Below are 24,361 nucleotides of genomic sequence, written 5' to 3'. Positions count from 1 at the left end.
ATTGATTTATGAATTTTTTACATTTAGTACATCATCAAAATTGAATTCTTTACTTGTCCCATCTTCAAGCTGTACTTTTACAGCTATGGTTCCATTACCTCTGGATACAGATTGAACAATTCCACTGTAGTTATTTCCACTTTCATCTTTCTGATCTATATCAACTTTTTTACCAATAAGTGAACTTGCTGTAAGAAGTATCATATTATTGCTTGTCTGATTATAAGCATCTCCCAAATCATCAATTCTCTGTACATCATTTATATCCAGTTTCTGATATTGATTTGACACATTGCCTTTATCATCAGTACTCTGACCTACCATAACATTTAAATATGTACTGTCACCATCTTTTATCACACCAGTTACTATACCACTGACAGCATTTCCATTGGAGTCAGTATCACTGAAAGTAACATATTTATTTATTAGTGAGTTGGCAGCATTTAATTTATTTGTAGTGTTTAAATTAAGCATCTGTTGTAATGATGAAAATTGTGCAAGCTGGCTTACATACTCAGTACCACTTTGATTGTCACTATTTGTAGGATCTTGATTGGCAAGCTCTGCTGACAATATTTTCAAGAACATGTTTTCATCTATATCCTGACCCTGTTTTACTATTCTGGTTCCCCTATCAGTAGTATTTGTACTTGTGGAGTCTACTGAATAACTTTTCTGGTCATTACTTGATGTACTATCTGCAGACGCTGGAACACTATAATTATTTGAATTTGAAACCTGTATAGGCATTTACATTCTCCTCTCTAAACTATGCAAGCATATCTACATTATTTTCACTGTATTCATCATGCTGCAATATTGTATCTTCATCAGCAGATATACTATCTATATTTAATGTCTTGTTTTGCTTGCTGCTTCCCTGATCCTGTCTATTTTTGCCTTCTCCTTTAAAAAATGTAGTATCTTCATGATAGAGATTCAATGAAAAATTTTGTATTTTTATTTCACTGTTCTGAAATTTATTTGACAAATCCTGAATATTTGAATTTAAAATATTATAAGCATCTTTGTTTGAAGCTGTAATTACCGCTTTCATTTTTCCCTCTTCCATAACCAAATTTATAGTTATATTACCCAATTCTTTAGGAGAAATTTTAACAGTCATATCTTTTACATTATTGGTCTCCATATATTTAATGGATTTTATTATATCTTCAGTAAAAGAATTTTTATTGATATTTAAATTTTCCAATGGATTTTCAGTTGATATAGTATTTTTATTATTAATATTATTGAATTGAGTCATAAAATTAACTGTTTTGTCAATTTTATTATTACTATCACCTGAATTCAATATTTTATTAAGGACATCTGCATCTTTATTGCTGTTATTATTTGAAGTACTGTTATTTTGATTTTCGGAATCATTCACCTGTGTATTTGAATCCATATTAACACTTTTCAATATACTGGTGTCTGAATTGGAAGCTTGAAGTAATTTATTATCTACTATATTGCTATTTTGCGTTTCACTATTATTAATAGAAGTATTTTGTAATTTTAAATTGAGTTTATTTATTAATTCCATATAAATCTGTGTTTTTAAATCAGTTTCACCGATAATATTTTTATTACCGGCTGCCTGAGATTGGGACAAATGTGCCATTATATTTGCAGACACCTTCTCAGATATCTTTTCTAAAACCTGTTTTCCCTGATTGGAAGTATCCAACACATCTTTTAAAAAATTCAATTTTGTATCTACAACTGTATTTATAATATCTTTAATACTTGATGTATCTCCACTAAATGAATTATTCAATATTTTACTGCTTAATTCTTGTGATATTATATTCAAAAAATCATTTGATTGAATATCGATGTCTGCATTATTCCCAAATAACAAACTAAGCATATCATATATGCTGCCCTCACTTATTTGATTATTGTCAATTTTTTCTTTTATATTTTTTATCTCTTCATCTGTAAATCCTGCTTTTTTTAGATAACTTTCAATTTTTGAATCTTCTTGCCTTGATTCTTCTTTTTTTGGAACTTCTTTATCAATATTATCTTGTTTTATTGTATCGACTTTAGTTTTACCAATATTACTATTACTATTGTCTTTAGTAGCATCAACTGATTTTTTTACCATTTTACTAAAACTGTCATCATGCACTGAATTGGTATTTCCAGTATCACTTTTAGAAGAATTTAAATATGAGTTTTGAATTTTAACATTTGCTGTATTAACATCCATATTATACTACTCACCTTCTTTCAATAATAAATTTTTTCTTATAAATCCATATAGAGCAAATTCATCATTTTGATTTTGTTCTATTCTATTTTCAAACCTCATAAAAGCAGTTTTATCTTTTTCCTTTAAAATATCTACAGTTTTTCTGTCAATCTGTCTCTTTTTCATTTCTTCTCTTTTAACTTCAACTATTTTTTGTTTGTTCTGAAATTCTCTTTCGGCAGCATCTATACTTTCTGTCAATGATTTTAAATATATATGCGTTATCTTTTGTTGTATCGGATTTTTAACACGTGACAGATCCTTATACTTGTCATAACTGTACTTCATAGAATCCAATTTTTCTTTTACCTTCATACTATCTTCTTTGGCTTTCTGAAATTCCATCTTACTTTTATCTTCTTGATCTTCTCTTATGTCTAAAAGTTTTTGAAGTTTAAACTCATATTTCTTCATATACTACGCCTCTGTTCAACTAAAAATTTTCTGAAGTTTGTCCACACTTTCATCGAAAGATGAACTCTCATCTACTCTCTGCCTAAGATAGGAGATTATCTTATCATAATATAACATTGCCATATCTATTTTCTTATTGCTTCCCTTGACATAGGCTCCTATATTTATAAGATCCTCAGAATTTTTATAAGTTGAAAGCATATCTCGTGCTAGAGAAGCTTTTTCTTTGTGTTCCTTTGATACTATTTCAGACATAAGTCTGCTTATACTTGCAAGTACATCTATAGAAGGATAATGATTTTTATTAGCTAGAGCACGGGAAAGTACTATATGTCCATCCAATATACTTCTTACAGAATCTGCAATGGGTTCATTTAGATCATCTCCATCTACCAGTACAGTATAAAAAGCCGTGATAGAGCCAACATCAGACATTCCAGCTCTTTCCATAAGTCTTGGAAGTTTTGCAAATACAGAAGGAGTATATCCCTTGGTTGCCGGAGGTTCTCCTATTGCCAGTCCTATTTCTCTCTGCGCCATGGCAAATCTTGTAACAGAATCCATCATCAAAATTACTTTTTTTCCTTTATCTCTAAAGTATTCTGCAATTGCTGTAGCTGTAAATGCCCCCTTCAATCTTACCAGGGCAGGTTTGTCAGATGTAGCACATACTATGATTGACTTTTTCATACCTTCTTCTCCAAGGTCTTTTTCTATAAAGTCCCTTACTTCCCTGCCCCTTTCGCCTATAAGGGCTATTACATTTACATCTGCTTCAGCATATTTTGCAATCATTCCAAGGGTAGTGCTTTTACCAACTCCACTTCCTGCAAATATTCCTACTCTCTGTCCTTCCCCACAAGTAAGAAATCCATCTATGGCTCTTATCCCAGTTGGAATAACTTCTTTAATCCTCTTTCTCTTTAACGGGTTTGGAGGTTCTGAATCCAGTGAATACTGAACTCCACCTGATATAGTAGTTCCATCTATGGTGTTTCCGAGGCCATCAACTACTTTGCCAAGCAACTCATCGCAGCACCTTACGCTTAGTGGAGTTCTTTCAGGTACTACTCTGCAGCCCGGTGCAATTCCACTAAGTTCTCCAAGCGGCATCAATATTACATTATTTTCATTAAATCCAACTACTTCACAGGTGATTTTACTGTTTTCCTCATTATATATAGTACATACTTCTCCTACTGAAGCTTTGATTCCCTCTACTTCTACAGTTAGCCCAATAACCTTTTTTACAATTCCCTCCTGGTAATCATAGCTGACTTCTGATATTTTTTTATTTATTTTATCAAAATTTATGGTTATCAAAAACTTCACCTCAATTTTAAACTTTATCCTTCATTTTCAAGTATTTCCTTTAATTTATCACATGCAATATCTATACCTAAAACTATTTTTCCATTATCTCTTTCTATAATGGCACTGCCTTCCTCCACGGATTCATCGGGTATTACAAATATATCTCCTTTAAAAGGCATCTGTTGTTTCCATATATCAACATGTTTCTTGAACTCTGAAGAATACTTTTTTCTGCTTTTCACTATAAAGGTATTTGTATTTCTCATCTGCTTTAATGCATCAAATACAGCATCATTTAAACTATCCTTGTCCATAATTTCATGCCTCAATATATTTTCCACTGCATTTACTATAGTCTGTTTTATTTGAATTTCTTTTTCTTTTAAATAGTTTTCCTTTTCCTGTACTGCACTATTTAATACATTTTCAGCATTTTTCCTTATCTCTTCACCCTGTTTTTTAGCTTTATCAAAATTTTTCTTATATCCATCTTCATAAGCAGACTTATATCCATCTTCCCTGCCCTTTTTCATTCCTACATTGTAACCTTCATTATATCCATTATCTTTAGCCTGTTTTTCTATCTGAGATGCTCTTTCATAAGCATCATTCAATATTCTTTCTTTTTTTCTGTTTGCATCTTCTAAAATAGTTTTTTCTAGATTTTCATAACTATTTACACCTTGATGCATTTCCATTTCTGCATTTTCTTCAGGTTTCTTTTTACTTGTATAGTCAGTAAGTATCTTTTTTGTATGTGTTCTCTCAATGCTTTCACCTTTTAATATGACTTTATACGACGATTGCATCTTCTCCACCTCTTGATAATACTATTTCTCCTGATTCATCCAGTCTTCTTATTATATTGACTATCTTCTGCTGTGACTTTTCTACATCCATAAGTCTAACAGGTCCCAAAAATTCTATATCTTCTTTCAGTGCAGCAGAAGCTCTCTTTGACTGGTTCCTGAATATACAATCTGCAACTTCTTCTGAACAACCTTTAAGTGCAAGTGCAAGTTCTTTTGTATCTACCTCTCTTAAAACTCTCTGTATTGATACATCATCCAACGTAATGATATCTTCAAATACAAACATGGAATCCTTGACTTTTTCGGCCAATTCTGCATCTTCTTTTTCAAGACCTTCTGTAATATTCTTTTCTGTATTTCTATCAACTTGATTGAGTATATCTACAATTGTTGAAACTCCACCAATTATCTTCATATCAGATTTAACTACAGATGACAATTTTCCATCCAGAACTTTTTCTATTTCTTTCACAACCATATGCGATGTATTTCTCATAGTTGCTATTCTATATGCTACCTCTGCCTGAATATTTTCAGGTAGGGCGGACAATATCTGCCCAGCCTTATCTGGTTGAAGATAACATAGTATGAGTGCTATAGTTTGTGGATGCTCATCTGATATTATATTTAAAAGCTGATGGGCATCTGCCTTTCTAGCTATAGCAAAAGGTCTGAATTTCTGGGTTGCTTCTGTTACCTTATCCAATATCTCCATAGCTCTCTGATTTCCAAGTGCTTTTGATAGAAGACTTTTGGCATATTCAATTCCGCCCTCTATGAGATAGTCCTTGGCTTTGTTTATCTGAATAAATTCCGTAAGTATTTCTTTTTTTTGATCTGACTTTACAGAAGATATATTTGCTATTTCATAAGTTATTTTTTGTATCTCTGGTTCAGGCAATTTTTTGATTATTCCTGAAGCCGCCTCAGGACCTAGCGTTATAAAGAGTATGGCCGCCTTTTGTACACCAGTTAATTGCTGAATATCTTTAGACATTTTACATCACCTCTCATCTTCTGCTAACCATGATTTGATTATATCAGCAACCTGATCCGGCTTTTCTTTTGCATATTTCTTTATTTCATTTTCAACGTGAGTATCCTCATTTTCTTCTTCAAACTCCACTGGTTTGAATTTAGGTTTAGGCTGTTCCTGTGTCATGTCATTATCTCCTATAACAGTATCTATCCCCTGAGGGCTTATATCTTCATCAAAAATTTCATCATCTTCAGCATGTTTTCTTCTCCACAATATAAAACCTACTATTGCTGCTATCAATATAGCCCCAGCTATTGCTCCTATCATTATTATCTTGTTTCGTTTGGCTGTACTCTCTGCCTGCTGCATTGCATTTAAATCCTTTTTAGCATTATCCTGTGCTGTAGTATCAAAAGGAATTGATTCTACACTTATAGTATCTCCTCTTGTTGCATTGTATCCTATTGATGAAACTGCAAGATTTCTTATGGCAGTCCTTGTTGCATCATCTACATTTCCATCCAATGCCACTGAAGTTGTAAGTCTTTTCACACTTCCTGGAGCCTTTATGGTCTTTTGTTCCACTTTAGGCACATCATAATTTCTTGTAACTTCATTGCTTGTTGAATTGCCATTATTTGTGTTTGAAGCAGTAGTATTGCTCATATTATTGTCCACAGGGCTTGTTCCAGTATTATTTGTGCCACCATCTGTATTCGTGGAATTTATAGTGTGCTCACTTACTACTACGTTATTTTTATCATAAGTTGTAGAATCCTGCTGAACTGCATCAAAATCCAAATCTGCATTTACTGTAACTTTAACTTTATCTTTTCCATATACAGATTCTAACATGGAGAGAAGCTTTTTTTGAAGATCATTTTCATAATCCTGCTGCAATTTCTGTTGTTTTTCAACTGAAGTATCCGAATCGGAAGAACTATCAGAATCACTACTATTTCCATTATTGCTTTGATATAAATTTCTTGATAAAAGGTTCATATTGCTGTCTACTATTTCTACATTTTGCTTGGGTACATTCTTTACACTTCCAGATACCAATTCAACCAATGCTTTAACCTGATCCTGACTTAACTGCTGCCCAGCTTTTAATTTTATTGTTACCGAGGCACTTCCCGGTGTAGTATCCTTTACAAATTCAGTATCATCAGGAAGTACAAGATGTACCCTTGCATCACTAACTTGAGACATTGATTTTATGGTTCTCTCAAGCTCTCCCTGAAGAGCTCTCTGATAATCAACTTTAAACTGCTGATCTGTTTCCCCAAATTTACTTTTATCCAATAATTCAAACCCTTGGCTTCCGTTAGTAAGTTGGACTTCAGAAAGAGTCTGCATTCTTATCTTATCCACTTGATCCTTAGGAACAAGTATTGAGTTTCCTTCTACTTTCACATCTACTTTGTCACTTTGCAATTGTTTATAAATAGATGCTGAATCCGTAGAATTCAAATTGGAAAACAATACAGCATATTTAGTCTTTCCTAAGGATATTCCCGCAAATACCAGTGCTCCTATAATTGCTATACATACAATAATAACAGCTGCCTTTTTATTGTTACTCGACTGTTTCCATTTATCTTTTAAATTTTTAAAGAATTGTGATAGCTTAGCCATTCATTAAGCGCTCCTTCATAACTGTGTTCTATTAAGCTCCTGATATGCCTCAACAAGCTTGTTTCTCATTTGAACTGCAAGTTCCAGTGACATTTTAGCCTGTTCTGAATCAAGCATAACATTATGTATATCCGTTTTATCTCCACTTATAAATGATTGTATACTGTTGTCTGCCTTTACCTGATCATTGTTCACTTCATCAAGTTTATTCTTTAACAGATTACCAAAATCAGATACTCCATTTACATTATTTGCTCCATTATTATCATCGTATAAATCCAAACTGGAAGTATTTCCAGTTACATTCTTAAATATATCTGTATTTGGCGTGTATCCATTTATTTTCATATGTACATATCCTCCTATTTTCCTATTTCAAGAGCTTTTGAAAACATAGACTTTTCAGAATTAATAGCACTTACATTAGCTTCATATGACCTGGTTGCAGTCATCATGTCAGCCATTTCATTCAATATATTTACATTGGGCATTAAAACATATCCCTGAGCATCTGCATCAGGATTTGATGGTTCATAAACCCTTCTGAAAGATGAGTTGTCATTTTCTACACCAACAGCCTTTACCCCCATAGGTACATTCTCATATTTTCCGTCTTTACTTAACTCTCTGTTTAAATTTTCCTGAAAGACTGCCACCTTTCTCCTGTATGGTTGTCCATTTGCTCCATGAGTAGTCTCAGCATTTGCCATATTGGATGATATTGTATCCATTCTAAGACTCTCTGCCGAAAGTCCGCTTGCGCTTATTCTCATAGTATTAAAAGCTTGAATCATAAAATCACTCTCCTAATTTCCCATTATTACAGATTTTCTCATATTCAATCTGTTATTCTCCAAAGTAATAAGTGAATTATACATAAGCTCATTTGCAGCCTGATTTACCGTCTCCACATTAATATCCACATTGTTGCCATCATCTCTCATGCTTGTAGAATTATCAGTATGTGTAGTTATAGAACCCTGATCATTACCCAAACCGATATGCCTTGTATCGTCTTTTTTCAACTGGATATTATCCATACTTTGCTTAAGGTTTTCCTCAAAGGTTACATATTGCCTTTTATACCCTTTAGTATTGATATTGGCTATATTATTTGATATAGCGCTGCTTCTAGCTGATGCCGCATCTAATCCCCCACCGAGTAAATTGTCTGTTAATTGATCATTTGAAATATTTGATATGTTCAATTCATTACGCCTTCTTTCGAGTTAAAAAAAACCTTAAATCAAATTTAATTTTATATTAAAATTATGTCAAATCTGTTATAAATATATTTAATTTTATCATAATTACTAATTAAATTCTATGGCTAAAATTATTATGTTTTAAATTTATTGACATTTTTCAAATGTTTATTTCATGTTTTTTGTTAAAATATTGATAAAATACTATTATTTTTAAGATAAATGTTATTTTTCATAAATAAAAAGATACCTGACCATAAGACAAGTATCTTTAATTGTCATAAACATGACTATTTTATATTATTTAGTATACTCAGTATATCTTGCGGCAATTTATTCGCCTGTGCAATCATAGCATTGGATGCCTGAACAATTATGTCCTCCTTGGAATAGTTCATTATTTCTTCACCCATATCAGAATCTCTTATACTACTATCAGCACTTGTCATCTGTTCATTTAAATCCTGTATATTATTATAATTGCTTTCAAATCTATTTTCCAATGCACCATACTGGCTTCTAGTAGAAATTATTGTATTTATAGTTTCATCTATAGTATCTAAGGAATCTTGAATATCTCCGCTTAATATATCATTATCTCCCCCTGACTTTATAGTATATAAACTTGAAATTGAACTATCTCCACTATTACTCAAATCTATCTGAGGTATATCAACACTTTCCCCAGCATTGGCACCTACTGGCATAGTTAATGTATTTTTTTGGCTAAGTAATTTTAGTCCATTGAATTCTGTGCCTTTTGCAATGGAATCTATACCATCTATCATCTGATCTATCTCACCTTGTATTTTCTGTTTATCACTATCTGTAACTGAGCCACTGCCTGCCTGGACACTAAGCTGCCTTATTCTCTGAGCCATACTTGTTATTTCCTGAAGTCCACCTTCTGCAGTCTGAAGCATACTTACGCCATCTTGAACATTTCTTGATGCAACTTGAAGTCCTGAAATTTGCATTCTTATATTTTCACTTTGTACAAGAGCTGTAGGATTATCTTTAGCAGTTATTACTTTATATCCACTTGATATTCTAAGTGAATTTCCGCTCTGCCTATTTAGAGCTTGATTTTGGAGTAAATGCATTGTAAGCGCCGGCATGTTATAACTTATTCTCATAAAATTCACTTCCTCTTTATATAATTTAAAATATAAATAAATTGTTTATTCTATTGTTTTATCATAAGGTTCTATCTTTATATACATATTATATAATTCAAGTGCTTCTTCTTCAGTTATACGACCATTTACCAGATTGCGATACAATATATACAAATTTGCATTCATACTTGGATCCGAATTTTTAGTTTCCTTCATCTTACTAAATATCTTTTCTTTAAGAGATATATTATCATAATTTAATTCACTTTCAAGCATATCCAATAATTTAGATACATCTTTTTTAAAATTTCTATTATTGGTATTTACCTTTATAATTTTTAACTCCGTTCTTATCTTTTCTATACATTCTCTACTAATTAATACTTTTTCATTTTGGTCCAAACTTCTCCCCACCCTCGACTTACTTTGAAACTTTAATAACATATATTATTATATACTTAATATTATCAGCAATTATATATCACTGTCAATTACAGTATATAAAAAAGCCGAACATATAGAGTTCGACTTTTTATACTTAAAAATTGATTTAAGCCAGAGTTTCCTTTTTATATTCCAAAAATTGAATAGTATCAGCTTCTACATTGGTGTAGTACTTTTTTACACTGTCCTTTACATAACTTTTAGTGGTTATCTTTCCTGTAACACCTAAAAGTCTTCCCTTTGTCAGATACTGCTGAAGTTTTTCTGCTCCTCCACTAAAATAAGATACAGAAATAAAATCAGCCCTCCTTTGTCCTTCTTTATTCACAAATCCTTTATCCACTGCCAATACAAATCTCAGAATACTTCTCTTGCTATTTTCTATTTTTATGAGATCTGCATCTCCAGTCAATCTACCTATAAGAGTTACATTATTCAACTTATTTACCTCCCAACTGTTTTTTTATAATTATATCCAGCTTGGAGGATTTTAAACGTAACAAATAGAGTAATTTAAAGTATATTTACATCTTCTCCGCCCATAACCTTGTTCATATTTCTAACGGCACACATTTTTCCGCACATGGTACAAGTATCATCACATTCCGGAGTAGACTCTTTTCTATATCTCATAGCCTTTTCGGGATCAATAGACAGTTTAAAAGTTTCTTCCCAATCAAGCTTTTGTCTTGCATCTGCCATCTTATTATCCCATTCAACAGCACCTTTTACACCTTTTGCTATATCTGCCGCATGAGCAGCTATTCTAGCGGCTATAATCCCCTCTTTCATATCATCAAGTGTAGGAAGTCTCAAATGTTCAGCTGGAGTTACATAACATAGAAAATCTGCTCCATATGAGGCTGCAATAGCTCCGCCTATGGCACTTGTAATATGATCATATCCCGGTGCAATATCCGTAACCAATGGTCCAAGTACATAGAAAGGTGCATTATGGCATAACTTCTTTTCAAATACCATGTTTGCCTTTATTTCATTTAATGCCATATGGCCAGGTCCTTCTATCATAACTTGTACATTTTTTTCCCATGCTCTTTTAGTAAGTTCTCCGAGAGCTATAAGTTCTGTTATTTGAACTGCATCTGTGGCATCTGAAACACATCCTGGTCTGCAGGCATCTCCAAGACTTATAGTAACATCATATTTGGCGCATATATCAAGTACTTCATCAAAGTATTCATAAAAAGGATTTTCCTTGTTATTCAACTGCATCCATGCATATATAAGTGATCCTCCTCTTGAAACTATGTTCATACGCCTTTTATTTCTCTTGAATACTTCCGCCGTAGCCCTGTTTATACCAGCGTGGATAGTCATAAAGTCCACACCCTCTTTGGCCTGGTTTTCAATGACTTGAAGAATCTCTTTTTCTGTAAGATCCTTGAGTTCTTTATCATAAAGGCCAACTACATCGTACATTGGAACAGTGCCTATCATTGCACTGCTTATATTTATAACCTTTTGTCTAAATTCTGCTGTTTTTCCAAAAGAACTCAAATCCATTATAGCTTCCGCTTTCATATCAATGGCTTTTTTTACTTTTTCAAGCTCTAAATCAATGTCATAACAGTCTTTTGATATTCCCAAATTTACATTTATTTTAGTCTTAAGGCCACTTCCTACACCTTCAGGATCAAGTGATTTATGATTTTTATTTGCTGGAATTGCGACCTGTCCTTTGGCAACTAGTTCCATAAGTTTTTTTACTTCCATATTTTCTTTTTCAGCTACTCTCTTCATTTCTCTAGTAACTATTCCCTTTTTAGCAGCATCCATTTGAGTTGAATAATTCATATTATTTGCACCTCCATTTATTTAGTGCTACTGGATATGATGTATAGACCTATAAATAAAAATCAGCTTGCCAAAAGGAAAGCTGAATATATAACAATGAATTTAATTATATATTACCTTCCCTACGGTAGAATTAACTACATCAGGTTCTAAGGTTTGAGATATAAATCCCTCTCAGCCATATGGCACACCCAGTAACAAATCCTATTTAATTTTATCCATAAAACAATACAATATCAGTTTAACACAACTTGATGCAATTTACAATTATCTCGCAGGTAATATTTCAGTCCAATATCCATCAGGATCAGCTATAAAATAAAGTCCCATCTTTTTATTTTCATAACATATACATCCCATTTCCTTATGATGTTTATATGCAGCATCAAAATCATCTACTGTAACTGCCATATGTATCTCATTGTCTCCTAGGTTGTAAGGTTTCTTTCTATCTCTAAGCCATGTAAGCTCAATTTTATAGTTACTCTGCCCATCTCCCATAAACACAAGTATAAAACTATTGTCATCTGGAATTTTTCTTCCTATTTCCCTGAATCCTAAAGCCTCTTCATAAAATTTTACTGTTTTCTCTAAATTTAATACATTTATATTATTATGGTCAAATTTAAATTTCAACATGCATACCTCCATTACATACTTATATTAAGTATATTATAGCATTTATATTTACTTTTTATCTATAGTTATTATAAAATAAGGTTATATTTAGAAAATTTATCAACTATAAAAAAGTACGAGGTGATTTCATTGAATAATTATAAAATAAAAGTTCATTATTTATATCACAGCGGATTTGCCGTTGAAACAAAAGAACATTTTTTAATATTCGATTACTATAAGGACAATTTTCAAGGAAAGGAACGAACTCTGGAAAATGGAGTTATTTCAAAAGATCTTATAAAGAATAAAAAAAATGTATTCGTATTTTCGTCTCACAGCCATGCAGATCACTTTAATCCAATAATACTAAAATGGAGTACTTACAATAAAAATATAAAATATATACTGAGTAGTGATATAAAATTAAAACGTCCAGTACAAAATTATTATAAGCTCTCCAAATATGAAAATATAAATTTAGGTAGTGTATATATAAAAGCTTTTGGTTCCACTGATATAGGAATTTCATTTTTGGTAAAAGTAGATGATATCACATTATTTCATGCAGGGGATTTAAACTGGTGGCATTGGAAGGAAGATTCTTTGCAGGACCAAAAAGACGCAGAAGCAAATTTTAAATATGAAATATCTAAATTAAAGGGTGAAAAAATTGATATAGCCTTTTTTCCTGTAGATCCAAGACTTGAAGAATACTATCTTAAAGGCGGGAAATATTTTATAAAAGAGATAAATCCTTCAATATTCTTTCCCATGCATCTGTGGGATAAAATGTCTACTACGGATAACTTTAAAGATGCAATGAAAGATTACAGTACAAAAATCATGACCATTCACAAAAATGGAGAAACTTTTTTAATTGACAGTTCACAATTATAATTGTGAACCGTCAATTGTAATTGTCTAAACTCCCGTAGAGCCAAAACCCCCTTCGCCTCTTTCAGTATCACTCAATTCATAAACTTCTTTCACCAAAACCTGTTCTACAGGTTTTATAACCATTTGGGCGATTTTCATATTTTCTTCCACTAAAAAAGGTTCCTGGCCTAAATTTATTACGAGCACTTTTATTTCACCTCTATACCCTTCATCTATTGTTCCAGGTGAATTTAAAAGTGTTATTCCATATTTTAAGGCCAAACCACTTCGCGGCCTAATCTGTGCTTCTGTATTTTTAGGGAGTTCAATCTTTATACCTGTTGCTATGAGTTTTCTCTCCATTGGCTTTAATATGGACTTCTCAACTGAAAAAAGATCAAGTCCCGCATCCCCAACATGTGCATAAAAAGGTATAACTGCCTTTTCATTAACTTTTTTTACAAGCAATTTCATAATTTATATCCATCCTTTCCAAATGTATTATACTATAAAAATAAAAAATAGCCAGAGATTAAATCTCCAGCTATTTTAAGCTATATGCTTATTTAATTTAAGTTCAACAGATTCACTATTAGTAACTCTTGGTGGTTTTATAAATGCCAAAATTAAAGATGATATGATACACATAACACCTATTACTATGAAAGTGATTCTAAAACTTCCCATGGCACCTGCAACAATGGATCCTGACAGGGCTCCTATTCCGAACCCCTGATATATTACCCCATAATTTTTAGTCTGATTGCGAAGCCCAAAGAATTCTCCTACAACAGGTGGAAAAATTGTAATATTGCCTCCAAAACAAAATGCTATTACACTTACACATATGAAGAAAATTGCAAAATTCAGGTGAGCAAAACTCAGTACAAAAGTATCTGCCGTTGTTGTTATGAGCGAAAGTGAAAGTAATTTGGTCCTGCCAAATCTATCGGAAATAGTTCCAAGAACTATCCTTCCTGCCGTATTGAATATGGCAACCAAAGCAACTGCATTTGCAGCTATCCCAACATCAAGCCCTACCAATCTTACCCCTATATCTTTCACAATTCCTATAAGATATAGTCCACTCATACAAGCTGTAAATACAGCTATAAACAACAAATATGCCTCTTTTGTCTTAAGCATTTGTTTAACAGTAAAATTAATCCCATTCCCAGTACCATTCCGCATATAGAAATAAGCTTTTTGATTCCAAACTTTTCTTGCAACTTTCCCGAAGCAAGTGTAGAAAATGTTAATGCAACTTTATTCAAATCCCAGCCAAATTTATTTACAATGGGCTGATTGAATAAACTCCATGTATAGATTGTCCCTAATCCTAACTGTGCAATTACTGAACCGATTACTATTAACCAATGATTATTTTTTGATATGCTTTTCATGTAATTCACCCCTTGGCTTGTTTCTTTATCATTATTATATAATGTTAGAAAACAAACCTTTTAGTTTATGAATGAACTGCTGAAAAGGCTGCATGAAATACACTTATATATTCATAATACGCTTGAATTTTTTCACATTGCTTCTGCTTACGGGAACTTCAAATTCCATACCATCCAATTTCAGGTTATAGGTACTGTTAAACCATGGTATTATCTCCTGTATTTTGCTTATATTTACTATGTAGGATCTATGACATTTAAAAAATTTATCTTTGGGAAGTGTACTATAAAATTCTGATATACTTTTATTTACAATATATTTTTGAGCCTTGGTAAATACCTCTGTTATTCTTTCCTTTGCCTCACAATAACAAATATTGTCCATATTGACTACAATTATTTTATCATCTTTCCATAAATTTATTTTATTTATCATGGTATTTTCAGGTAATCCATGCATCTTTTCCATATATTCAATTTCAAGTTTCTTTAGCATGGATTTAATTCTTGATTTGTCATATGGTTTCAATATATAGTCAAATGCCTCCAATTCAAAAGCATCTACTGCATATTCCCTGTAAGCTGTAATAAATACTATGTATGGTTTTCTTGAGAATTTACTTATATTTTCAGCAAGCATTACACCATCAATGGATGGTATGTTTATATCCATGAATATTACGTCCACTTCATTATGCTGAATAAATTTTAGAACATCCAATCCATCCTCAAACTCTCCTATAATATCTATGCTGCTGTAATTTTTTATAAGATGTTTCAACTCTTCCCGGGCCAAAAATTCATCTTCTGCTATTATAGCTTTCATATTTTCACCTTCTGATTATAATTATCTTCGAGAAATACATTTCTAAATCCCTGTATTCTAGTTATAATGAATAGACATATTACAAGGAGAGATGCCCTTTCCATAAGCTTAATCAATATTACATAAGTATCTCCCATAATTCATCTTTCCTCTTTAAATTCCGTAATTCTTTTATGAAGATTATTATAACACATTAATTTTGCCATTCAAAAGTCCAGTGGAGGCACTCTCTACTGGACACCATCAAACTCCTGTTCAAATTTTGAATTTATTTATAAGGTTATTTAATTTTTCAGCCATTTGAAGTTGATTATCTGCAGATTCTGAAATTCTTTCCATCCTCTTTAAAGTTTTGGCTATATTTTCCTCAATAAGACCTGCACTTTCAGAAGACTTCTGCGAACTTTCACTCATACCCTGAACAGCTTGGCTTACTTGATCCACAGTAGCCGTTAATTCTTCTGACATAGCTGCTATATCCTCTGACATCTTATTTACAAAGTTGGAATCTCTTAAATAACTATCTCCAACCTTTTTAAAATTTTGGAATTCAGGATTTACTTCTTTTTGCATAAATACCAATATTTCATTACCAGTATCAGACATATTTTTAAATGCCTTCTGAACTTTTAAAATAGTACTCTGTATTCCATCTACAGCTTCTTTAGATTGTTCTGCAAGCTTTCTAACTTCTTCTGCAACAACTGCAAAGCCTTTTCCCTGTTCTCCTGCCCTTGCTGCCTCTATGGCTGCATTAAGTGCCAATAAATTAGTCTGTTCTGCAATAGAAGCTACAGTATCAGACATTGATTTTATATCTTCAACTACCTTGCCATCCTCAATTGCTTGTAAAATATTCTGTTCATTTTGTCTATACATGGACTCTATTTTATCTATAGCCTTTTTACCCCTTGCCTGCACTTTGAGTGCTCTTTCCTTTGACTCGCCAGAATTATTGCTTCCATCCAACGCCTTGCTTGAAAGCTCATTTATACTTGAATCAACTTCTTCAACAGATGCACTTATTTCCTCGGAAGATGCTCCAGTATCCTGAACTACATTCAATATATGATTTGTAGAATTGCTTATGCTGTTAAATTCATCCGTAATATCATTAACTGTATTTGAAAGATTTGAACTTGTACTATTCAAATCATGAGAACATAGTTCAATATTTTCAAAAAGATCAGATAGGTTCTTCTTCATAAGATTCAAGGATAAGAAAAGTTCTCCTATTTCATCAGTTCGGTTCAACAGTTTTTCTGGGATTTTACCTGTAAAATCCCCCTCAGAATATTTTTTTAAATTGGCACTGACTATTCCAATTGGCTTTGAAACATCCTTATTAAGAATTTGCGCACAGGCTATTGTGATTAATACAATACCTATAATAAGTATAACAAACATCGTTATTATGTATTTTATTATAGCCACGCCTTGAGATATAGCTGTACTACTCATACTACTTACACTTTGAACTAGCTCGTCCAAATTATTGAGAAGCTGCTTTTCACTGCTAATCAAATTATTCATATCCGAATTGGATATCTTGGACATATCATCTAAATTTTTAACTTTGCTTACATAAGAAAAGTAAACTTCTGAATTATTATCAATAGTTTTCATTAAATCTTTGACATTGTCAAGCTTGATTAATGAATTCATCTTTTTTCTAGCCGATTCATAGTCTTGTATGGAATTGTCTATCCACTGTTTTCTATCACTTATATTGGTTCCACCTTTCACCACTTCTAAATCCCTAACATTTATTCCACATGAATTAAGTGAATTTCTCATGTCCTGGACATTATTTAAAACTATACTCGTATCCCAGGCATATTTTAATGTTCTAACTTTAACTCCTATAATAGTTAGAAATACAAGTGTAAAGATTAAAACTATTATAAATGCAGAATATATTTTTCCTCTAAATTTCAACTTGTTTCGCACAATTAATCTCTCCTTCGACTTATTTTTCATTATATAGTATATCAAAAATATCTTCGTTATGGAAATATCTTCTGATAAATGATATTATATTTGTATAATATTCCAAAAGGATGTGATATACAAATGTATAATTATCTTACAAAAGAAGCTATAGAAAAGATTAGGACTGAAATAGAACACCGCAAGGTAGTCACAAGATGGAAGATAAATGCATCTCTTAAAGAGGCGCGTGCCCAAGGTGATTTAAGTGAAAATTACGAATACACTGCCGCCAAAAGAGACAGGGCTCACAATGAAAGTAGAATACGTTATCTTGAGAGAATGATACGTACTGCAAAAATAATAAAGGATTCTACATCAAAAAATCAAGTTGGAATTGGTAAGACAGTATATTTAAGTTTTTCTGAAAAAAATGAAATTGAAAAATTCAAAATAGTAACTACAATAGAGGCTGACCCCATGAATAATAAAATCAGTATAGAATCTCCTCTTGGTTCGGCTATATATAAGCATATTATAGGAGATAGGGTGCCTATAAAATCTCCTGAAGGTCAATACTCTGTAAAAATTGAAAATATAAAATAAAAATTTCCCACGTTTATCGGGAAATTTTTATTTTATCCTATACTTACTTATATGAGCTGTTTTTACAGCACTTGAATTTATCAAGCTTCTCTCTATTCTGCAGTTAAATTCCTTCAAATACTTTAATGCCCTGCAACCTACCCTGATTCGTCCTGGTATACTATGCACTACACGGCATTTGAAAAGTGGTATAGACCTTCTTTTAAACATCATTTGTATCACAACCTCCCGGGATTTATACTAGACGTATTTAACAGCCTCTCCAAGCTGTTGTTTCAATTTTTTTTCAACATAACTCAAATTTTTAGCTCCATAATTTTTTATAAGATCAAAATTATCTATCCCAGTTTCTATTATAGTATCCATCCATTTCAATATTTTAGCTTCATAAACTATATTTATATTATACTCTATAAGTATAGTACCTATTACATTATTGAAAGTAACTTTGTCAACACCATCCAGCATGGTTATTGCTTCTTCCAAATAGTGCATATATTTAGAACTCTGTTTAGGAAATTTAGCAGAGCTTGCCAGTTTTAATCTTATCCTTCCAGGTGCACTTCTTATAACCTTTATTTTAGTAAAATGTTTTAAAACATACTTTTTTAAATCTATCATTTGAACTCCCCCATTTATATAGTATTGGAATAGGCCTACCACAAATAGTTTATACCATTTGGAAGTGATTCAGGTCTCTTTATATATGTAGTAATTCCAACTGCAATTAATACCAAGGTTAATATAGATTTAAAGTCAAAAATTCCATTAGTTTTATCATATACAGCCAAATTTACACTGTCTTTTAGAGTATCAATCTCTTTTTTACTAAAGGTTCATTTTTTTGCCTATCTTCTCTTCCAGGCCAAGTAATTTTATAATTATTCCTATTACAAGAACCGGTTTCATATCTTTTTCCTTAAAATTCAAAAGTATTGTACCTGTAGTTGTATTTATATTTTTTATTTCAATACTATAACATTATAACTATTAAAGACAAAGTTTAGCTTTTGTTTAGAATTAGTTTAGATAAAATAGAGATAAATACTTTAAAATATAATTAGGAAGTACTTCCAATTTGAATGCAAGGAGAATTGAAAATGAAATTAAAGAAAAAAACTGCTGTTGCTATAAGTTTTACTGTTGGAATCATGATGTTCGCAACTACAGCTTTTGCTGAAGTAAATTCAAAAAGCGGCTATGACCAACTTAAGGATTCATTGAAATATACGGCAAAAAGCTGCACCAAGGATCTCTCAAGTTATACTATGGATATGTCATTTGTCATAAAAGATGGTACAAGTATAGTTTACTCTCAAAATGATATAAATAAATATGATATGGCAAATAAATCAAAAGAAAGTAAAGATATTCTCTATAATGGTATAAAAAAAGCTGAAGGTTATTACTATATCGACAAGAGCAGTATGATAACTAAATCTCAGGATTCCCCCTCTTATTATGTAACTAATTTTACAAATGGTACAGATAATATGTGGGGAATGAAAAATCCTTTTGATGAAGATAGAGCTTCTGATATTGAAAAAATATCAGATGCCATTGTAGGAAATCTAAAGGACTCTGTTGCAGTTAATGTAACTCAGGATGGATCAAAGGAAATTTCAGGTTCCCTCAATAATACACAAATTCCATCACTTGTAAATGCACTTGTATCCTTCCAGTTTAAAAATTCATTTAATGTACGTTCTGATAATGGAAGTACTACGACACAGCAAATTCCTGAACTTAAAAGCAACATATTCGTAAAAAATATTAAAGGAAACGTTGCTACAGACAAAAATGGATTAATTAAAAGTGCACTTGGATCAGGAATTCTTTCAGGTACAGATAAAAATGGACAAAATCACAATTTGACTTTTGAAGTACTAGTAAAGATAGGTGATATAAATTCAACTGTAGTAAAAAAACCTGACCTTTCAGATAAAAAAACAATAGTACAAACTTCTTCTAATACTGGTAAACTTTCAAACCCTGAAAAATATATCGGTAAATACTCAAACAATATAGTAATTGAAGATAAAGGTAAATTCATAAAAATTGGTGAAAGTATAGTAAGTATTAAAAAAATAGACAATACTTCCGTAGCTGGAACTTATGAATCAAAATATATAAATGGATATGAGGATAGAAATCAAAAATTCGATTTCAATGGTAATTTTAACAAGCAAAGCGGAGGAAATGACTTTAATGCAGACATTACTGGAATTGACAATTCAAAATCAAAAGTAAAAGGTGATTTATATATTAACTCAGATCAGGCAATTATATACTTTAACATAGATGGAATTAATTCTTCTAACTTTAATTCCCAATATAATAAAGTTTTTAACTAAAAATTTAATTTATCAAGATGACTGCTGTATTTTTCAGCAGTTATCCATAGATATTGGAGGTACACAGATGGAAAAAGTTATTGAAATAAGCAATCTATGTAAAACATACAAAAACGGGAGAGGAATAGACAATATAAATCTTGACATATATAAAGGAGATATTTTTGGCTTTCTTGGACCAAATGGAGCTGGAAAAACTACGGCAATGAAAATAATGACAGGACTTATAAAACCTGATCGCGGTAATGTAAAAATACTCGGATACAGCATTTTAACGGAATTTGAAAAGGCAATGTACGATGTTGGATGTATCATTGAAACTGCAGAAACCTATCCCTATTTAACAGCATTTGAAAACCTAAAACAATTTTCCAGGTACTATGAAGGCATAAATGCTGGCAGAATTGAAGAAGTTTTGGAAATTGTGGGATTGTTGAAATACAAGGATGAGAAACCAACCAGATTTTCCCTGGGGATGAAGCAAAGACTTGGAATTGCATCTGTACTATTATCCAAACCCAAAGTTGTAATTCTTGATGAACCATTAAATGGAATGGATGTAGAAGGAATGATAAATGTAAGAAATATCATAAAAAATCTAGCAGAAAATGAAGGAACTACATTTTTTATTTCAAGTCATCTTATTCATGATATTGAGTTGACATGTAATAAAGTAGGCATTCTATACAATGGTAAAGTTATTAATGTAGATAATACTAAAAATATATTAAATAACTATGCTTCCCTTGAAAATTATTTTGTAAGTGAGGTAGAAAGAAATGACAAATTTTAAAACATCTTTAATAAATGAACTGGAAAAATTGTACAAAAAGAAAAAGGCTATGGTCGCAGTAGCACTTTCTCTGATATTTATCGTATTTGGTCAAATATTTATATCTGTATTAAGAAATAATTTTGGTGTACAGGGAGTTTCAAGCAGTGAATTTCCACTCCTTATATTGTCTATAATTATAAATACCCTTCTTCCACTATTTATAGCCCTTATCACTATAGACAGTTTTTCCGGTGAATTTTCCCAGAACACAATGAAAATAACCCTTACAAGACCAGTATCCAGATTTAAACTTTATTTGTCCAAAATTTTGTCCATATTCATATTTGCATTTTCAATTTTAATTTTATGCATGATTTTGTCTATAATATCAGGTATAATATTTAACTTGAATTCTTTCAATTTTTTGGATGTATCCAAAATAATACTTTCCTATATAGTTACCATACTTCCAGTGATGATTCTATGCCTTATAATCGTAATTCTGACAAATATACTCAAGAGTGGAATAGCTGTATTTTTCTTGTCCATACTCATATTTATTGCTTTTAAAGCACTTGAAATTTTCTTTCCTTCTTATTCAGGTATTTTATTTACATCTATGTTTGGATGGTATAATCTGTGGATTATGGATGGCATTCCACTGTTTAAAATATTTCGCGATTTTATGATGATATTAAGTTATGATATAATATTATTCACTGCCGGTTATTATATATTTGACAAAAGAGATTTTTAAATTATACAGGAGGTATAAATGGATATAAAAAAGCGTTTGATTATATACAATAATTTAATTATAATAATCCCATTTATAATTACAATAATAGTTGCCTTGATATTTATATTCATTTCCTCAAAGTTTTTTAACGCAAGCATGACTTATAATGATTTTAAAAAAGCTTCCTTTGTGAAATCTGAATTGTTAAGCACATCCAAGGATATAGCTAAGACAAGCATTGACAGTATTAAAAATAATGTGGAATTTCAAAAATATCTTAATGAAAAACTGGTAACTATAGATGGGAAAATCATAATAACAAAAAACAGTAATATTGAATTTTCATCCCAGGATTTAGGCAAAATTGATATGGAAAAAACTTTGGAACAATCATATGAGAATATGTGGAATTCTATACAAATACAAAATATCTACTACTCAGTAGATGTTTTTCCTATAATATTTAAAGATGGTTCCCCTGGTAAAGCAATATTTTTAGTCCCAACAGCAGTAGAATCAAATTTTTTTAGGAATTTGATTATAACTGTATTAATTACATTTTTTATATGCTTTGCAATTATGAGTATAATTACTTCTTATATATTTTCCATGAAAATATTAAATCCAATAACTCTGTTGAAAAAAGCTATAAAAGAAATAAGTCATGGTGATTTAGATTTTGAAGTTGCGGAAGATGGTGATGAAGAAATTCGCGAACTGTGCTCTGACTTTGAAAAAATGAGACTGCAATTGAAGGATTCTATAAGACTAAGAATAAAATATGATCAGAACAGAACTATGCTGGTATCAAGTATATCCCATGATTTAAAAACTCCCATAACATCCATAGAAGGCTATATACAGGGTATACTGGATGGAGTAGCAAATACTCCTGAAAAATTAAATCACTATTTAAATACCATAAATTCAAAGACAAAACAAATGGATGCGATGATTGATGACTTGCTTCTATACTCAAAACTTGATTTAAGACAGCTGCCTTTTAATTATAAAAAAACAGACATTCAGGAATATTTCAGCTGCTGTGTAGAAGAAACCAGGCCTGAGCTTGCAAAATCAAACATAGAAATAACTTTGAAAAACAATTTAAACAACACCAAATATTTTATGATTGATAGAAATAGATTTATGAGAGTTATATTAAATATAATAGACAATGCAAGGAAATACATGAATAAAGAATTCGGCAAAATATATATAATTTTACGAGAAACATCTACAAGCATTATAATCGAAATCAAAGACAATGGAATTGGGATCAAAAAAGGTGATATAAATAAAATATTCAACAGATTCTATAGGGTAGATTCTGCAAGAAGCAACGCTAAAGGAAGTGGCCTTGGATTGGCTATAGCAAAACAGATTGTTGAAAGTCACAAAGGAAAGATATGGGCTGTATCCAACATAAATGAAGGTACAAGTATAATAATCTCACTTTCCAAGATATAGGGGGATGTACGATGAAAAAAATTTTAATAATTGAAGATGATTCAAGTATAGCTGAACTACAAAAAGATTATCTGGAAATTAATGGGTTTTCGGTTACTATATGTGAAAATGGTATAAAAGGATTAAATAAATTCAATGAAGAAAAATTTGACTTATTGATTCTTGATTTAATGCTTCCTGAAATAGATGGATACAGCATTTTAAAAAGCATACATGAAAAAAAGGATATTCCCGTACTTTTAGTTTCTGCAAAAAAAGAGGAAATTGATAAAATCAAAGGTTTTAATCTGGGTGCAGATGATTACATGACAAAACCATTCAGCCCTAGCGAACTAGTGGCAAGAGTAAAATCTCATATTACAAATTATGAAAAAATAAAGAATAAGTTTACTGCAAAATCAGATACAGATAAAATATTAATAAGGGGACTTGAAATATTAAAAGATGCAAGGCAGGTATTCATAAATAGAAACGAAGTTAATCTAGCTCAAAAAGAATTTGAGCTTCTTTTATATATGGCAGAAAATCCAAACAGGGTATTTAATAGAGAATTTCTCTTTGAAAAAATATGGGGATTGGATGCTATGGGTGACAATGCCACAGTTACGGTACATATAAGGAGAATAAGAGAAAAAATAGAAAGTTCCCCATCAGATCCTCAATATATAGAAACTGTTTGGGGAGCAGGTTACAGGCTCAGAACTTAGTCAAGTATCAGTTCACAATTCACAATTAGAATTGTGAACTGTGAATTTGT

32 protein-coding genes and 1 riboswitch are annotated in these 24,361 nt (G+C 31.3%); of the genes, 7 read left to right on the top strand and 25 right to left on the bottom strand.

What is annotated here, in order from left to right; translation table 11 throughout:
• Nucleotides 1-6: 6 nt before the first annotated feature.
• From J418_RS0108145 to J418_RS0108075, 15 genes are all read right to left on the bottom strand, one after another.
• On the bottom strand, nucleotides 7-753 hold the full coding sequence (locus J418_RS0108145) for a flagellar hook capping FlgD N-terminal domain-containing protein (protein ID WP_017895338.1): 747 nt from the start codon (nucleotides 751-753) through the stop codon (nucleotides 7-9).
• A 19-nt stretch (nucleotides 754-772) separates the two neighbouring features.
• The gene (locus J418_RS0108140) at nucleotides 773-2,224 is read right to left on the bottom strand and encodes a flagellar hook-length control protein FliK (RefSeq protein ID WP_017895337.1); all 1,452 of its coding nucleotides are present in this window, start codon (nucleotides 2,222-2,224) and stop codon (nucleotides 773-775) included.
• 6 nt (nucleotides 2,225-2,230) lie between these two features.
• Nucleotides 2,231-2,680: a flagellar export protein FliJ gene (fliJ, locus tag J418_RS0108135; RefSeq protein ID WP_017895336.1), complete on the bottom strand. Its 450-nt coding sequence runs from the start codon at nucleotides 2,678-2,680 to the stop codon at nucleotides 2,231-2,233.
• A 15-nt stretch (nucleotides 2,681-2,695) separates the two neighbouring features.
• Nucleotides 2,696-4,003: a flagellar protein export ATPase FliI gene (gene fliI / locus J418_RS0108130; RefSeq protein ID WP_017895335.1), complete on the bottom strand. Its 1,308-nt coding sequence runs from the start codon at nucleotides 4,001-4,003 to the stop codon at nucleotides 2,696-2,698.
• 23 nt (nucleotides 4,004-4,026) lie between these two features.
• Complete coding sequence (locus J418_RS0108125; RefSeq protein WP_017895334.1) at nucleotides 4,027-4,803, bottom strand: FliH/SctL family protein; 777 nt, start codon at nucleotides 4,801-4,803, stop codon at nucleotides 4,027-4,029.
• Nucleotides 4,787-5,803, bottom strand: a complete 1,017-nt coding sequence (fliG, locus tag J418_RS0108120; RefSeq protein WP_017750836.1) for a flagellar motor switch protein FliG — start codon at nucleotides 5,801-5,803, stop codon at nucleotides 4,787-4,789. The genes J418_RS0108125 and fliG overlap by 17 nt, the downstream gene beginning before the upstream one ends.
• A gap of 6 nt (nucleotides 5,804-5,809) precedes the next feature.
• Nucleotides 5,810-7,423, bottom strand: coding sequence for a flagellar basal-body MS-ring/collar protein FliF (gene fliF / locus J418_RS0108115; RefSeq protein WP_017895333.1), 1,614 nt, complete (start codon nucleotides 7,421-7,423; stop codon nucleotides 5,810-5,812).
• A gap of 15 nt (nucleotides 7,424-7,438) precedes the next feature.
• Nucleotides 7,439-7,771 carry a flagellar hook-basal body complex protein FliE gene (fliE, locus tag J418_RS0108110; RefSeq protein WP_017895332.1) on the bottom strand — a complete coding sequence of 111 codons (333 nt, stop codon included), beginning with the start codon at nucleotides 7,769-7,771 and terminating at the stop codon, nucleotides 7,439-7,441.
• 14 nt (nucleotides 7,772-7,785) lie between these two features.
• Complete coding sequence (gene flgC / locus J418_RS0108105) at nucleotides 7,786-8,217, bottom strand: flagellar basal body rod protein FlgC (RefSeq protein WP_017750839.1); 432 nt, start codon at nucleotides 8,215-8,217, stop codon at nucleotides 7,786-7,788.
• A 12-nt stretch (nucleotides 8,218-8,229) separates the two neighbouring features.
• Nucleotides 8,230-8,631, bottom strand: coding sequence for a flagellar basal body rod protein FlgB (gene flgB, locus J418_RS0108100; RefSeq protein WP_017750840.1), 402 nt, complete (start codon nucleotides 8,629-8,631; stop codon nucleotides 8,230-8,232).
• A 287-nt stretch (nucleotides 8,632-8,918) separates the two neighbouring features.
• Complete coding sequence (locus J418_RS0108095; RefSeq protein WP_017895331.1) at nucleotides 8,919-9,764, bottom strand: flagellin; 846 nt, start codon at nucleotides 9,762-9,764, stop codon at nucleotides 8,919-8,921.
• A gap of 45 nt (nucleotides 9,765-9,809) precedes the next feature.
• Entirely contained in the window at nucleotides 9,810-10,148 is a 339-nt protein-coding gene (locus tag J418_RS0108090; RefSeq protein WP_017895330.1) for a hypothetical protein, read from the bottom strand.
• Between the two features lie 148 nt (nucleotides 10,149-10,296).
• Nucleotides 10,297-10,629 (bottom strand): single-stranded DNA-binding protein, encoded by a 333-nt coding sequence (locus J418_RS0108085; RefSeq protein ID WP_017895329.1) that lies wholly within the window; start codon nucleotides 10,627-10,629, stop codon nucleotides 10,297-10,299.
• Nucleotides 10,630-10,703: 74 nt separating this feature from the next.
• Nucleotides 10,704-12,005: a phosphomethylpyrimidine synthase ThiC gene (gene thiC / locus J418_RS0108080; RefSeq protein WP_017750844.1), complete on the bottom strand. Its 1,302-nt coding sequence runs from the start codon at nucleotides 12,003-12,005 to the stop codon at nucleotides 10,704-10,706.
• A gap of 101 nt (nucleotides 12,006-12,106) precedes the next feature.
• A riboswitch (TPP riboswitch) is annotated at nucleotides 12,107-12,208 on the bottom strand.
• 64 nt (nucleotides 12,209-12,272) lie between these two features.
• Nucleotides 12,273-12,644 (bottom strand): VOC family protein, encoded by a 372-nt coding sequence (locus J418_RS0108075; protein WP_017750845.1) that lies wholly within the window; start codon nucleotides 12,642-12,644, stop codon nucleotides 12,273-12,275.
• A 129-nt stretch (nucleotides 12,645-12,773) separates the two neighbouring features.
• Between J418_RS0108075 and J418_RS0108070 the strand changes: the two genes are divergently transcribed.
• Nucleotides 12,774-13,523, top strand: a complete 750-nt coding sequence (locus J418_RS0108070) for an MBL fold metallo-hydrolase (protein WP_017895328.1) — start codon at nucleotides 12,774-12,776, stop codon at nucleotides 13,521-13,523.
• A 24-nt stretch (nucleotides 13,524-13,547) separates the two neighbouring features.
• Here J418_RS0108070 and dut read toward each other — a convergent pair whose 3' ends face one another.
• The 6 genes from dut to J418_RS0108040 all read right to left on the bottom strand — a co-directional run bounded on the left by dut (nucleotide 13,548) and on the right by J418_RS0108040 (nucleotide 17,681).
• The gene (dut, locus tag J418_RS0108065) at nucleotides 13,548-13,976 is read right to left on the bottom strand and encodes a dUTP diphosphatase (protein WP_017750847.1); all 429 of its coding nucleotides are present in this window, start codon (nucleotides 13,974-13,976) and stop codon (nucleotides 13,548-13,550) included.
• Nucleotides 13,977-14,051: 75 nt separating this feature from the next.
• Nucleotides 14,052-14,621, bottom strand: coding sequence for an MFS transporter (locus J418_RS0108060; RefSeq protein ID WP_017895327.1), 570 nt, complete (start codon nucleotides 14,619-14,621; stop codon nucleotides 14,052-14,054).
• Nucleotides 14,612-14,905: a hypothetical protein gene (locus J418_RS0108055; RefSeq protein ID WP_017895326.1), complete on the bottom strand. Its 294-nt coding sequence runs from the start codon at nucleotides 14,903-14,905 to the stop codon at nucleotides 14,612-14,614. The genes J418_RS0108060 and J418_RS0108055 overlap by 10 nt, the downstream gene beginning before the upstream one ends.
• 103 nt (nucleotides 14,906-15,008) lie before the next feature.
• The gene (locus J418_RS0108050; RefSeq protein ID WP_017750850.1) at nucleotides 15,009-15,731 is read right to left on the bottom strand and encodes a LytR/AlgR family response regulator transcription factor; all 723 of its coding nucleotides are present in this window, start codon (nucleotides 15,729-15,731) and stop codon (nucleotides 15,009-15,011) included.
• Nucleotides 15,728-15,868 (bottom strand): hypothetical protein, encoded by a 141-nt coding sequence (locus J418_RS16590; RefSeq protein WP_017750851.1) that lies wholly within the window; start codon nucleotides 15,866-15,868, stop codon nucleotides 15,728-15,730. Before J418_RS16590 ends, J418_RS0108050 begins: the two co-directional genes overlap by 4 nt.
• A gap of 118 nt (nucleotides 15,869-15,986) precedes the next feature.
• Nucleotides 15,987-17,681: a methyl-accepting chemotaxis protein gene (locus J418_RS0108040; protein WP_017895325.1), complete on the bottom strand. Its 1,695-nt coding sequence runs from the start codon at nucleotides 17,679-17,681 to the stop codon at nucleotides 15,987-15,989.
• 123 nt (nucleotides 17,682-17,804) lie between these two features.
• On the opposite strand from J418_RS0108040, the gene greA reads away from it, so the two are divergent.
• Nucleotides 17,805-18,266 carry a transcription elongation factor GreA gene (gene greA / locus J418_RS0108035; protein WP_017750853.1) on the top strand — a complete coding sequence of 154 codons (462 nt, stop codon included), beginning with the start codon at nucleotides 17,805-17,807 and terminating at the stop codon, nucleotides 18,264-18,266.
• A 27-nt stretch (nucleotides 18,267-18,293) separates the two neighbouring features.
• On the opposite strand, the gene J418_RS0108030 is transcribed toward greA, so the two are convergent.
• The 4 genes from J418_RS0108030 to J418_RS16945 are packed head-to-tail and all read right to left on the bottom strand — an operon-like array spanning nucleotide 18,294 to nucleotide 19,232.
• Nucleotides 18,294-18,479 carry a hypothetical protein gene (locus J418_RS0108030; RefSeq protein WP_017750854.1) on the bottom strand — a complete coding sequence of 62 codons (186 nt, stop codon included), beginning with the start codon at nucleotides 18,477-18,479 and terminating at the stop codon, nucleotides 18,294-18,296.
• Between the two features lie 27 nt (nucleotides 18,480-18,506).
• Nucleotides 18,507-18,887 (bottom strand): HMA2 domain-containing protein, encoded by a 381-nt coding sequence (locus J418_RS0108025; RefSeq protein WP_017750855.1) that lies wholly within the window; start codon nucleotides 18,885-18,887, stop codon nucleotides 18,507-18,509.
• A 35-nt stretch (nucleotides 18,888-18,922) separates the two neighbouring features.
• Nucleotides 18,923-19,084 carry an HMA2 domain-containing protein gene (locus J418_RS17070; RefSeq protein WP_257779780.1) on the bottom strand — a complete coding sequence of 54 codons (162 nt, stop codon included), beginning with the start codon at nucleotides 19,082-19,084 and terminating at the stop codon, nucleotides 18,923-18,925.
• 10 nt (nucleotides 19,085-19,094) lie between these two features.
• A complete protein-coding gene (locus J418_RS16945) occupies nucleotides 19,095-19,232 on the bottom strand; it encodes an HMA2 domain-containing protein (protein WP_257725563.1) in 138 nt (45 codons plus the stop codon).
• 134 nt (nucleotides 19,233-19,366) lie between these two features.
• On the opposite strand from J418_RS16945, the gene J418_RS0108010 reads away from it, so the two are divergent.
• The 5 genes from J418_RS0108010 to J418_RS0107990 all read left to right on the top strand — a co-directional run bounded on the left by J418_RS0108010 (nucleotide 19,367) and on the right by J418_RS0107990 (nucleotide 24,311).
• Nucleotides 19,367-20,620 (top strand): hypothetical protein, encoded by a 1,254-nt coding sequence (locus J418_RS0108010; protein ID WP_017895324.1) that lies wholly within the window; start codon nucleotides 19,367-19,369, stop codon nucleotides 20,618-20,620.
• 67 nt (nucleotides 20,621-20,687) lie between these two features.
• Nucleotides 20,688-21,413, top strand: coding sequence for an ABC transporter ATP-binding protein (locus tag J418_RS0108005; protein ID WP_017895323.1), 726 nt, complete (start codon nucleotides 20,688-20,690; stop codon nucleotides 21,411-21,413).
• On the top strand, nucleotides 21,400-22,152 hold the full coding sequence (locus J418_RS0108000; protein ID WP_017895322.1) for an ABC transporter permease: 753 nt from the start codon (nucleotides 21,400-21,402) through the stop codon (nucleotides 22,150-22,152). Before J418_RS0108005 ends, J418_RS0108000 begins: the two co-directional genes overlap by 14 nt.
• Before the next feature lie 18 nt (nucleotides 22,153-22,170).
• Entirely contained in the window at nucleotides 22,171-23,604 is a 1,434-nt protein-coding gene (locus J418_RS0107995) for a sensor histidine kinase (RefSeq protein ID WP_017750860.1), read from the top strand.
• A gap of 11 nt (nucleotides 23,605-23,615) precedes the next feature.
• A complete protein-coding gene (locus J418_RS0107990) occupies nucleotides 23,616-24,311 on the top strand; it encodes a response regulator transcription factor (RefSeq protein WP_017895321.1) in 696 nt (231 codons plus the stop codon).
• Nucleotides 24,312-24,361: the final 50 nt, after the last annotated feature.

It is taken from the genome of Clostridium tyrobutyricum DSM 2637 = ATCC 25755 = JCM 11008 (assembly GCF_000359585.1).
GTDB lineage: Bacteria > Bacillota > Clostridia > Clostridiales > Clostridiaceae > Clostridium_B > Clostridium_B tyrobutyricum.
This window is presented reverse-complemented; position numbering and strand designations above follow the sequence as displayed.